This window comes from Pseudomonas anatoliensis (assembly GCF_017976235.1).
GTDB classification, from domain to species: Bacteria; Pseudomonadota; Gammaproteobacteria; order Pseudomonadales; family Pseudomonadaceae; genus Aquipseudomonas; species Aquipseudomonas anatoliensis.
On the sequence record NZ_JACVHC010000009.1, the window covers coordinates 121371 to 132958 of the forward strand.

The following is an 11588-nucleotide window of genomic DNA, read 5'->3' on the forward strand; positions in this document are numbered from 1 at the left end:
TGGCTCGGCGAAACAGCAGTGAACATAATAATTAACAGCTAAATAGGTGCATCATGTCGGTCCCTCTGCGTACCGTTCAACTCAACGAAGCAAACGCATTCCTTAAGAAATATCCTGAGGTTTTGTACGTCGACCTTCTGATTGCGGATATGAACGGTGTGGTGCGCGGCAAGCGCATCGAACGCACCAGTCTTCATAAGGTTTACGAGAAAGGCATCAACCTGCCGGCTTCGCTTTTCGCCCTAGACATCAATGGCTCCACGGTGGAAAGCACCGGCCTGGGTCTGGACATCGGCGACGCTGACCGCATCTGCTACCCGATCCCCGGCACCCTCAGCATCGAGCCGTGGCAGAAGCGCCCAACCGCACAACTGTTAATGACCATGCACGAGATCGAAGGCCAGCCGTTCTTCGCTGACCCGCGTGAAGTGCTGGCCAACGTGGTGCGTAAATTCGACGACCTCGGCCTGACCATTTGCGCAGCGTTCGAACTCGAGTTCTACCTGATCGACCAGGACAACGTGAACGGCCGTCCGCAGTCGCCACGCTCGCCGGTTTCCGGCAAGCGCCCAGTGTCGACTCAGGTCTACCTGATCGACGACCTCGACGAATACGTCGACTGCCTGCAAGACATCCTCGAAGGCGCGAAAGAACAGGGCATTCCTGCTGACGCCATCGTCAAGGAAAGCGCCCCGGCGCAGTTCGAAGTCAACCTGCATCACGTCTCCGATCCGATCAAGGCATGCGACTACGCCGTCCTGCTCAAGCGTCTGGTGAAGAACATCGCCTACGACCACGAGATGGACACCACCTTCATGGCCAAGCCGTACCCGGGCCAGGCGGGTAACGGTCTGCACGTACATATTTCGATTCTGGACAAAGAAGGCAACAACATCTTCGCCAGCGAGGATCCCGAGCAGAACGCCGCGCTGCGACACGCGATCGGCGGTGTGCTGGAGACCCTGCCTGCGCAAATGGCCTTCCTCTGCCCGAACGTCAACTCGTACCGTCGTTTCGGCGCACAGTTCTACGTGCCGAACTCGCCGTGCTGGGGCATCGACAACCGCACCGTGGCGATCCGTGTGCCGACCGGTTCTGCGGATGCCGTGCGCATTGAGCATCGTGTAGCCGGTGCGGACGCCAACCCGTACCTGTTGATGGCGTCGGTGCTGGCCGGTGTTCACCACGGCCTGACCAACCAGATCGAGCCGGGAGCCCCGGTCGAAGGCAACAGCTACGAGCAGAACGAACAGAGCCTGCCGAACAACCTGCGTGACGCATTGCGTGAGCTGGACGACAGCGAAGTCATGGCCCGCTACATCGACCCGCTGTACATCGACGTGTTTGTCGCGTGCAAGGAAAGCGAGCTGGCCGAGTTCGAGAACTCGATCTCTGACCTTGAGTACAACTGGTATCTGCATACCGTTTAAAGCCCAGCACCATTCCCTGTAGGAGCTGCCGAAGGCTGCGATCTTTTGACTTTGTTTTTCAAGGTCAAGATCAAAAGATCGCAGCCTTCGGCAGCTCCTACAGGGGATCGGGTTACCAGATTTTGATCGGCGGCGTTCGTCCGCTGCTCACCACCCCCTCGTCGAGCCATAACAATGACAACGACCCGCAACGACTGGGAACAACGCTTCCAGTCCCTGACCATTGAATCCCGCGCATTCATCAACGGTGAATACCGCCCGGCGATCAGCGGCGACACCTTCGAATGCTTGAGCCCCGTTGACGGCCGTTTTCTGGCCTCCGTCGCCAGCACCGATGAAGCCGACGCCAACCTCGCCGTCGAAGCCGCGCGCCAATCGTTTGAATCCGGCGTGTGGGCCAACAAAGCCCCGGCCGAGCGCAAGCGCATCCTGATCCGCTTCGCCGATCTGATCCTGCAGAACCAGGAAGAACTGGCGCTGCTGGAAACCCTCGACATGGGCAAACCGATCAGCGACTCGATGAGCATCGACATCCCGGCGACCGCCAACGCGATCCGCTGGAGCGCTGAAGCCGTCGACAAGATTTACGACGAAGTGGCCGCTACTCCGCACGACCAACTTGGCCTGATCACTCGCGAACCTTGCGGCGTGGTGGCGGCCATCGTGCCCTGGAACTTCCCGCTGATCATGGCCAGCTGGAAATTCGCCCCAGCGCTGGCCGCTGGTAACTCGTTCATCCTCAAGCCTTCGGAAAAGTCGCCGCTGACCGCCATCCGCATCGCGCAGTTGGCACTGGATGCCGGCATTCCGAAAGGCGTGTTCAACGTTCTGCCAGGCTTCGGCCACACCGTCGGCAAGGCGTTGGCGTTGCACATGGACGTCGACGTGCTGGCCTTCACTGGCTCCACGGCGATTGCCAAGCAACTGATGATTTATGCCGGCCAGAGCAACATGAAACGCGTCTGGCTCGAAGCAGGGGGCAAAAGCCCGAACGTGGTGTTTGCCGACGCACCGGACTTGCGCGCCGCGGCACAAGCAGCGGCCGGCGCCATCGCCTTCAACCAGGGCGAAGTCTGCACCGCCGGTTCACGCTTGCTGGTCGAGCGTTCGATCCGTGAGCAGTTCATTCCGCTGCTGGTGGAAGCACTGCAAGCGTGGAAACCCGGGCACGCCCTTGACCCGGCGACCACCGTCGGCGCCGTGGTCGATCAGCGTCAACTCGACAACGTGCTGCGCTACATCAGCATCGGTCGCGAGCAGGGCGCCGAGCTGATTGCCGGTGGCCAGCGCACCCTTGAAGAAACCGGTGGCCTGTACGTGCAACCGGCGATTTTCGACGGCGTGACCAACGCCATGACCATCGCTCAGGAAGAAATTTTCGGCCCGGTACTGTCGCTGATCACCTTCGACACCGTTGAAGAAGCGCTGCAGATCGCCAACGACAGCATCTTCGGCCTCGCCGCCGGCGTCTGGACCAGCAACCTGAGCAAGGCGCACACCTTCGCTCGTGGCCTGCGTGCCGGCAGCGTCTGGGTCAACCAGTACGACGGCGGCGACATGACCGCGCCGTTCGGTGGCTTCAAACAGTCGGGCAACGGTCGCGATAAATCGCTGCACGCATTCGACAAGTACACCGAGCTGAAAGCGACCTGGATCAAGCTCTAACTCTTTTACAGCGGCGGTTGCTGGCGTGTGCCGGCGACCCGCGGAGAACCCTATGAAACAACAACACGTAAACAGCTACTACGCCGCCACTCGCAACGAAGTCATCGACTTTCCGACCCTCGAAGAAGCGGTGGATTGCGACGTCTGCATCATCGGCGCCGGCTACACCGGTCTTTCCTCGGCACTGTTCCTCGCCGAGGCTGGTTATAAAGTCACGGTGCTGGAAGCGGCGAAAGTCGGCTACGGCGCGAGCGGCCGTAACGGCGGGCAACTGGTTAACTCCTACAGCCGCGACGTCGACGTGATCGAAGAACGCTACGGCGACAAGACCGCGGAAATCCTCGGCAGCATGATCTTCGAAGGCGCCGACATCATTCGTTCGCGCATCAAGCAATACGACATCAAATGCGACTACCGTCCGGGCGGTATCTTCGCGGCGATGAACAAGAAACAACTGAATGGCCTGGCCGAGCAGAAGAAAAACTGGGAACGCTACGGCAACCGCAATCTGAAGATGCTCGACGCTGCGGACATTCGTCGCGAAGTCGGCTCGGATGCGTACGTTGGTGGCTTGCTCGACTTGCAGGGCGGCCACGTTCACCCACTGAACCTGGCCCTCGGTGAAGCCGCAGCCATCGTCAGTTTGGGCGGCAAGATCTACGAACAATCGGCCGCGGTGGAAATCACCTACGGCGAGCCCAATGTCGTGCGCACTGCCAAAGGTCTGGTGCGCGCCAAGTACCTGTTGATCGCTGGTAACGCCTACCTGCCGCAAGGCCTCGACAACCGCGTGACCGCGAAAAGCATGCCGTGCGGCTCGCAGATCGTCGTCACCGAACCGTTGACCGAGAAACAGGCTCGCAGCCTGATCACCAACAACTACTGCGTCGAAGACTGCAACTATCTGCTCGACTACTACCGCCTCACCGCCGACAACCGTTTGCTTTACGGCGGCGGGGTGGTCTATGGCGCGCGTGAGCCGGACGACATCGAACAACTGATCCGCCCGAAGATCCTCAAGACCTTCCCGCAGCTCAAAGACGTGAAAATCGACTACCGCTGGACCGGCAATTTCCTGCTGACCATGTCACGCATGCCGCAATTCGGCCGCATCGAGAAAAACGCCTACTACATGCAGGGCTACAGTGGCCACGGCGTCACTTGCTCGCACCTGGCCGGCAAACTGATTTCGGAGATGATCCGTGGCGATGCCGAACGCTTTGACGCGTTCGCGTCCTTGCCACACATGCCAATGCTCGGCGGCCGCACCTTCTCAGCCCCACTGACCGCACTCGGCGCCGTCTACTACTCACTGCGCGACCGCTTCGGCATCTAAGTTACCTCCCCGGCGGCGGCCCCAAGACCCCCGCCGGTTTTTCTTATCGCAACACCGCAGATATCCAAATGTGGGAGCTGGCTTGCCAGCGATGGCGCCTGTAAAGACGCCATAACCCCCACTGACACACCAATGATCAAAATGTAGGAGTGAGCCTGCTCGCGATGAGGCCAGCCCAGCCACCATCCCTCCCACAGAAACACCCCAATCCCTGTGGGAGCGAGCTTGCTCGCGAAGGCGGTCATCCAGTCAAAAATAATGGTGAATGTACCATCCAATCGCGAGCAGGCTCACTCCTACAGGTCCGTATTACCAAGGCAAGAAGGACTTTTGCCGCACCACCCATCGAACCTGCTGAGCAACACCACCAAACGTGATTTAATAGCCGCCTTTCACGGTTCCGGGACACGGGAGCAACGTGACCCGCGCCCCGGCGCGTCACCCGCCACCCACCCCCATCGCCCTTAAGTCGTTCTTACATAAGGCAGTCATGGATACGGGTTCTCGACTCAAACTAGTACGCGAAAGCTACAAACTCTCCCAGCGCGAGCTGGCCCGGCGTAGCGGCGTGACCAATGCCACCATCTCCCTGATCGAACAGAATCGCGTCAGCCCCTCCGTCAGCTCATTGAAAAAGCTGCTCGAAGGCATCCCGATGTCCCTGGCCGACTTCTTCACTTTCGACCAGCCGCCACGCGAACATCAATACGTCTTCCGTGCCAACGAACAGCCCGACCTCGGCCGCCACGGCCTGCGCCTGCTGCTGATCGGCGCCTCAGTCCCGAGCCGCCAGATGCGCCTGCTGCGCGAGCAATACGCACCGGGCGCGAGTTCCGGGGAAGAGCCGATTGTTCACTCGGAAGGTGAGGAGTGTGGGTTGGTGACGCGCGGGACGGTTGAGTTGACCGTGGATGGCTCGGTGAGCGTGTTGAATGCCGGAGATGGGTATTACTTTCCGACGACGTTGCCGCATAAGTTTCGCAATATCGGGGCGGATGAGGCTGAGATTATTAGTGCGAATACGCCTGCTAACTTCTGATCGCTGTTTAAATTAGGCACACGTTGTGAATAAATCCGACACCTTTTACTGGGTTTCGGATTTTTTTGCGTGGATGAAATGTTTGTAGGGGGCAGGGTTTTGGTTTGTAGGAAGGTTCTGAATGGGTGCGCGATGAGGCGAGGTTAAGGATGTAATGGCTCTTCTGGCATGTTTACATTGCGTGGTGGTTGATCTTAAGCCTTTTTTGATTTTCCGTAGAGCTTGGTTTTTTTTGGGTGTTATAGCTATGTGAGGGAGCGGGCTGTGCAATTAAATGATCTTCGGTGTTTATCTCGTGTTTATTGTCTAATTCTTGCTTCTTCACTTTTCTGGAGTGTAATGGTCTTAAACTGTATTGGTCAGTTTATAAATCTTGAGGGAGACCTGAGCTGGGTAGTGTTTTTTGTTGTTTTTGCTCTATTTGCTTTGCATGGTTTTATTTTTTCTGTTCCATCGCTTCGCAATATTTTCGATGGGAAAGTGATTGAAGAAAAGCACTATAACTTACGACGGGTGTTAATCGAAATAGTCTTTTTATCTGGAATATTGGCCATTGCTTTTGTTCCTTTTATGATGGGGTTTGATTTTTTTGATGGTGTTTCGTACTGGGTAGTAGCGTCTTTTCTGTTTGTTTCTTTTCTTGGGTCGTTTTGCTATTTAAGCTTTTTTCAGCGTTTGTTTCGCTCTCGCCGTTGACGGGCTGGTTTTGTGACTACTGTTCAAGGCCTGATTCTCTGATTGAGTTCAGCGTGAAGCTGTCGGTTAAAGCTTCGAATGCTAGGGTTAGTGTTCCCATTTGCTTGTGGGCCCGTTGGTGGTTTATAGGGTCTCTATTGAAGAGTTGCACCGAGTCTGGCTTTCGGACGAGATGTATCATGCCTCGAATAGATAGATAGAGATCCACGCTGTAATAGGTAAGATTACCGTGTTTGATGCCAAAAACGTTCTGATAACCCATCCTGATAGGCCCGACAACACTTGGTTTATCGGGGCCGTTGAAGATGTTCCCCACACCCTCAAAAATGTTGTTGACGCCGTGCCCGATTAAGGCGATGCCCGTAACGCCAGCTTTACCTCGGGTGGCTCCAATCGCTAAGGCGCCAGCCTGAAGTTGCATGCTTCCCGCAGCGATAGTCACTCCATTCTGAAAATAAAACATGGATGTGGTAGAAAGTTCTGAGTACTCCTCCCTAAGCTCCTGCAACCCTTGTTTGGCACTAATAATACCTTCATCAACAGCCCGAATAATTTCATTCGCATAGGACGAAACGATCTCGCTAAATCGCAGCTGATTGAAACTGTCATACAGTTGAGTCGCGCCGATCTGGCACCCGAATGCGACCAGATCGGAAGCAGCCCGGGTAACGTCGTTGATGTCACACGAATCCTCATTCATCGTCATTTCCCCAAGTGCTGAAACCGCACGTGCCTGCCTGGATATGTGTCCAGCTGATTTCGCGATAAGTAAACGACACCAATTCTTGCGGCTGGGCGTCGTTCAAATGGATGGCGTGGGGAACCTGGAGGTTGATGTGTGCGATTTTTGCGCCGGTTATGTGGATTTTGAAGTACTTGTCCTGTGTGCCAGCGGGGGAGGTTCGGTAGAAGAAGATTGTGCAGTCCAGCACTTCACGCTCATGAAGTGCGGCGGACAATAGTGGTGAGGATTTGTCGATGTTCTTGGTGATCATGATCGGCAGGTGTTTGCCACGGTCAGCGGTAACGCCGCTGTTATTGCCGGTGGTCATGTTATGCGAGTAGGCCAGTACCATTATTTCGTCAAGGTGACCCAGTTGGCACTTGTTGCCGATGGAATTAGTGTCGGAACAACCGGCGGAGATCAGTCCTTGTCGGTTTCCGGTAATGCTCATGTAACTGTGGTTGGCCATGGATGCTCTGCTTTATTGAATGGAAAACTCTTGTTTGAAGAGTAACCGTCAACTAAAGCCGGAACAGTGAGGCGTCGGTTCGCTGTTGATGATGTTCAGACGCGTCTTACAAGGGGCGCGGAAGTCAGGAGGTGATTATTCCGAAGTGTCAACGAGGTTGATGAGTAGGACGAGGTTGTCGGTGGCGGGGTGGGACATGTGGGCGTAGTGGTGGAGCGGTTTGTCTGTCGGTATAAGTAAAACTTCCTCGTATCTTTGAGAGAAGCTACTGCCATTCGCTGCGAATCGAAGGGTGGTAGCTATGTGCGGGTTCGCAGACCGAGGATACGAGGAACCCGGCAGATCCGAAGATCTCCCACACACAGCCACCATTGAACGGATTTCGGACGCGGGTGCGACCGCCACCGTTTTTGGGGGCGCTAGGTTACTACACGTATCGTCAGGGCTGCGAAACCCTGTTGCTGAAAATCTTGTCAGCGACAGCCCAACTCTAGGCAGCAATTGCAAAAGCCACAACCGACCTGTAGGACGCAACCAGCACCCTGTGGCGAGGGGATTTATCCCCGTTCGGCGACGCAGTCGTCGTAAACCGGCGCCCACGGTGTGTCAGAAGAATCTGGCTCACGAGTTTGGGGTCGCTTCGCTACCCGTCCGGGATGAATCCCCTCACCACAAGGGGTGTTTTCCTACGCGCTTTTCAGACTTCAAATTCGGTCAAATCTCAAATCATGGCTTTGCATCCCGTTCGGAACTTTCCTAAAAAACGATGTCAATTTGATGGCGTGTCGCGACGCTCATTTTGAACGGATCAAGCAGTGCCAGGCTGATTCCTGGCAATCCAAGGAAGTGTGAGATGAAACTGATTTTTGCGATGTTGTTGATGTTCAGCGGTTACGCTTTTGCCGGTTGCGGCAATATTGATGACCATGACCAACGTGCCTATTGCTATGCGCGCGAGAGCGGTGGGAGTTGCGGCAACATTGAGGATCATGATTTGCGTGAACGCTGCAATGCGGAAAATGGCAATGGCTCGTGTGGCAACATTGCTGATCACGACCAGCGAGCCTATTGCAATGCCAGAAAGAGCGGTGGCAGTTGCGGCAATATCGATAATCATGATTTGCGCGAGCGCTGCAACGCCGAAAACGGCAACGGCTCTTGCGGCAACATTGCTGATAGCGACCAGCGTGCTTTTTGCAACGCCATGAAAGGCAATGGCAGTTGCGGCAATATCAGCAACCACGACTTGCGGACACAGTGTGATGCGAAACGTTGATGGGGTCATTTTGACCACGAGTGGTGCTTTCTAAGAAATAGCCCGGCATTGCGCTGGGCTTTTTCGTATTGAGTACTGCGGTTGTTTCTTTCGAAGCAGTTACTTCGCCTTCCAATTCCCCCCACCACTTTCACAATCAATCTTCGCCTGCCCCAAATCCTCCGCGCCGTAGTAATACGTGGTCACCTGCGCACCATCCGGAATGTTCAACGCCTTGGCGTTTTTGTCCTTGCTGGTGGAGTGCGGGTTGGCGAGGGATTCCTGAGTGAGGGTGGCTATGCAAGTGGCCTGGTAGTGGTCGTCGCACTGCTGGACCTTTTTCTTGACCGCGTTGACCATGTCTTTGCTTTCATTGCTGCACGACCAGTCGATGGCGTTGACGGGCGTACCTTCGTATTCATAGCAACTGTGTCCGGATACTGCCGGCACGGCGGAGCTGGAAGAACGGGTCTGGACGTCGCAGCCTTCGGCCATGACGCAGGTGGGAATGACGCTAAAGGTGGCGACCAGAAGCAGGAATCGAATGTTCATCGGTGTTTCCTCTTCAATGGCGCCGGTTCTGAGCATTCAGTTGGCGCTATAGGGTTTCGAGAGGGCGTAGATGACGGAGGTTCAATCGGGTTTTTCATTTGCACGGTTCGCGTAGACTGCGAAACAATCGGAAACATTCGACGCGCCCAAGGAGTGGAAATTGCCCATGATTGAAATCAGCAGTCGCAACGACTCTCCCGCCCCGCACCAACGGAGATGCTCATGACTCAAACACTCGAACGCGCTATAGCCATCGCCGCAACGGCTCACGCCGGGCAGGTGGACAAGGGCGGGGCGCCGTACATTTTGCATCCGCTGAAGGTGATGCTGCGCATGACCACGCTGGAAGAACGCATCGTCGCGGTGCTGCACGATGTGGTCGAGGATTGCGAAATCAGTCTCGATGACCTTCGCAAGGAAGGTTTCAGCGAAGGCGTGCTTAGCGCGATCGAATCGGTGACCAAAGTGCCCGGCGAGTCCTACGAGGATTTCGTCGAACGCGCCGCGCAGAACCCGATCGGGCGGGTGGTGAAGCTGGCTGATCTGGAAGAGAACAGCGACCTCTCGCGGATAGCCTCGCCGAGTTGGGAGGATCTGGAGCGGATCGAAAAGTATAGGCGCGCGATTGGCCGGTTGCGCTCATAAAACCACGCAATCCCCATGTAGGAGCTGCCGAAGGCTGCGATCTTTTGATCTTTTTAAGAGCAAGATCAAAAGATCGCAGCCTTCGGCAGCTCCTACGGGGGATCGAGTTTAATTGCCAGGAAGGCATCTATGAAATCCATTCTCTGTTTGTTGATCGCCGCCGGGTTTGGCGCGGTGTTGCAGTCCCTCGGCGTGCCTCACGGTTTGCTGTTGGGCTCGATTCTTGTCACCGCATTGGTCGCCACTAAATCAGGTTTCGCACCCGTGACGCCTTATGGCTTGGGCTACATACAGGTGGCGCTGGGAATCGCCACAGGGCTGATGTTCGAGGCGTGGGACAGCGCGACGGCATCGGCCATGTTGCCGAGCCTTGGCGTGTTGCTGCTGTGTCTGATCGTGCAGATTACGTTGGCCGCGCTGTGGCTGACGCGCGGGGCAGGGTGGAATCGCACTGATGCATTGTTGGCGGTATACCCGGGCGCATTGGCAGCGGTTTTCGATTTGCTGGAGTCGGAAAAGGCCTCAAGCAAAGTCATCATCGTGCACCTGATGCGGCTGTTGCTGATCACCGTGCTGGTGAGTTTTTTGATTCCGGGACAGGCATCGGTGGTGGTGATTGAAAGCGCTCCGTTGACGACCGGGATGGCACTGACCGTGTTTGCGGTGATCGGCTTGAGTGTCGTGCTTGGACGCTTGCTGCTGGTGATCGGCGTGCCGGCGCCGTTTATGCTCACGGCGATCATCATCACGGCGGTTTTCGTCAAAGCAGGATGGCTACACGGTTTTCACATGCCGGACTGGAGCTTGAATCTGGCGGCACTGATTCTGGGTGTACGAATCGGCTCGCGATTTCAGGGATTGGGCGTCAAGGAGTTGGGCCGGCATGGCCGCACGGCGCTGGTTTCGGTCGGGTTGATGATCGTGGTCGCGGCGGCGTTTGCCGAAGTGGCGGCGCGATTGTTGGACAGTGATCCGCTGTCGCTGTGGCTTGCGTACATGCCGGGGGCGATCGAAACGATTGCGATTGTCGCGTTCGCGGGCGGACTGAATGTGGTGTTTATCCTCACCCACCATTTGGCGCGGATGGTGCTGCTGCATTTTGCGCCGGCGTTGTTGGTGCAGGTGCGGCGGGTGCGTGAGGGGGCCTGAACGAATCAATCATCGCTGTACATCAACTCCAGTTGTTCTATCCACTCGGCGCTGGCATTGAATCTTGCGTAATAGCGCTGTTTTTCAGCGTCGCTCAAACAAGTAAAAAACGGCAGGAAATAGCGCTCGTTGTAGAAACCTTGGGCACCTTGCATATTCCCTCCCCACCACGAAGGGTTATAACTCTCGAAGGCAACCCACGGTGGGGGGACAGCGATTTTTTCGCGGCTCAACAAGTCAAGAAACCTGACGCTGTTTGTTACCAGCTGAATAGAAACGGCGTTGAACTCTTGGTTTGAGGTGAAAAATATCAGACGCTCGTTGCTCAGGGGCTCTTCATATTCAAACTTCGTTAGACCGTTGAATGCGCTTTCCTTGACCTTTCGGAAGGACGAGTCGACCAATCGTTGGAAACTACTGGTGTCTTTGATTTCAGTCAAAAGTGAGATGTGGTAGGCAGATACTCCGGATTGCTCCAGCGATGTGGTCCCAGACAGGTTTGGCAGCTTGATGGACGATAACGGTGTCACAAAGTACGACTGAAGGGCTTTTAGGTTGTATCCGGCAAAAATTGGCCTGGCTTCAGGCTTGATGAGTGCGGTGATTCGGCTGAGTAAACGACGCATCG

General features: G+C 55.9%; 12 protein-coding genes. 8 read left to right on the forward strand and 4 right to left on the reverse strand.

What is annotated here, in order from left to right; genetic code table 11:
- The first annotated feature begins 53 nt into the window (after positions 1 to 53).
- From ICA16_RS25835 to ICA16_RS25855, 5 genes are all read left to right on the forward strand, one after another.
- Entirely contained in the window at positions 54 to 1430 is a 1377-nt protein-coding gene (locus ICA16_RS25835; RefSeq protein ID WP_150605179.1) for a glutamine synthetase family protein, read from the forward strand.
- A 174-nt stretch (positions 1431 to 1604) separates the two neighbouring features.
- Positions 1605 to 3095 carry an aldehyde dehydrogenase gene (locus ICA16_RS25840; protein WP_150618148.1) on the forward strand — a complete coding sequence of 497 codons (1491 nt, stop codon included), beginning with the start codon at positions 1605 to 1607 and terminating at the stop codon, positions 3093 to 3095.
- Between the two features lie 52 nt (positions 3096 to 3147).
- Entirely contained in the window at positions 3148 to 4431 is a 1284-nt protein-coding gene (locus tag ICA16_RS25845) for an NAD(P)/FAD-dependent oxidoreductase (RefSeq protein WP_150605177.1), read from the forward strand.
- Between the two features lie 490 nt (positions 4432 to 4921).
- Positions 4922 to 5470 (forward strand): cupin domain-containing protein, encoded by a 549-nt coding sequence (locus tag ICA16_RS25850; protein ID WP_042558757.1) that lies wholly within the window; start codon positions 4922 to 4924, stop codon positions 5468 to 5470.
- Between the two features lie 264 nt (positions 5471 to 5734).
- A complete protein-coding gene (locus tag ICA16_RS25855; protein WP_210701931.1) occupies positions 5735 to 6166 on the forward strand; it encodes a hypothetical protein in 432 nt (143 codons plus the stop codon).
- A 16-nt stretch (positions 6167 to 6182) separates the two neighbouring features.
- Here the strand turns inward: ICA16_RS25855 and ICA16_RS25860 are convergent, their stop codons facing one another.
- Positions 6183 to 6866, reverse strand: coding sequence for a DUF4225 domain-containing protein (locus ICA16_RS25860; RefSeq protein WP_210701932.1), 684 nt, complete (start codon positions 6864 to 6866; stop codon positions 6183 to 6185).
- Positions 6859 to 7359, reverse strand: a complete 501-nt coding sequence (locus ICA16_RS25865) for an Hcp family type VI secretion system effector (RefSeq protein ID WP_210555142.1) — start codon at positions 7357 to 7359, stop codon at positions 6859 to 6861. Before ICA16_RS25865 ends, ICA16_RS25860 begins: the two co-directional genes overlap by 8 nt.
- Before the next feature lie 853 nt (positions 7360 to 8212).
- Here ICA16_RS25865 and ICA16_RS28260 point away from each other — a divergent pair.
- Positions 8213 to 8635, forward strand: coding sequence for a hypothetical protein (locus tag ICA16_RS28260; protein ID WP_228734222.1), 423 nt, complete (start codon positions 8213 to 8215; stop codon positions 8633 to 8635).
- Positions 8636 to 8734: 99 nt separating this feature from the next.
- Here ICA16_RS28260 and ICA16_RS25880 read toward each other — a convergent pair whose 3' ends face one another.
- Complete coding sequence (locus ICA16_RS25880) at positions 8735 to 9166, reverse strand: hypothetical protein (protein WP_210555145.1); 432 nt, start codon at positions 9164 to 9166, stop codon at positions 8735 to 8737.
- A 222-nt stretch (positions 9167 to 9388) separates the two neighbouring features.
- Between ICA16_RS25880 and ICA16_RS25885 the strand changes: the two genes are divergently transcribed.
- Both ICA16_RS25885 and ICA16_RS25890 read left to right on the forward strand, forming a co-directional pair.
- On the forward strand, positions 9389 to 9811 hold the full coding sequence (locus ICA16_RS25885; RefSeq protein ID WP_150605172.1) for an HD domain-containing protein: 423 nt from the start codon (positions 9389 to 9391) through the stop codon (positions 9809 to 9811).
- A gap of 129 nt (positions 9812 to 9940) precedes the next feature.
- On the forward strand, positions 9941 to 10960 hold the full coding sequence (locus ICA16_RS25890; RefSeq protein ID WP_210555146.1) for an AbrB family transcriptional regulator: 1020 nt from the start codon (positions 9941 to 9943) through the stop codon (positions 10958 to 10960).
- A 5-nt stretch (positions 10961 to 10965) separates the two neighbouring features.
- On the opposite strand, the gene ICA16_RS25895 is transcribed toward ICA16_RS25890, so the two are convergent.
- On the reverse strand, positions 10966 to 11586 hold the full coding sequence (locus ICA16_RS25895; RefSeq protein WP_210701934.1) for a hypothetical protein: 621 nt from the start codon (positions 11584 to 11586) through the stop codon (positions 10966 to 10968).
- Between the last annotated feature and the right edge of the window lie 2 nt (positions 11587 to 11588).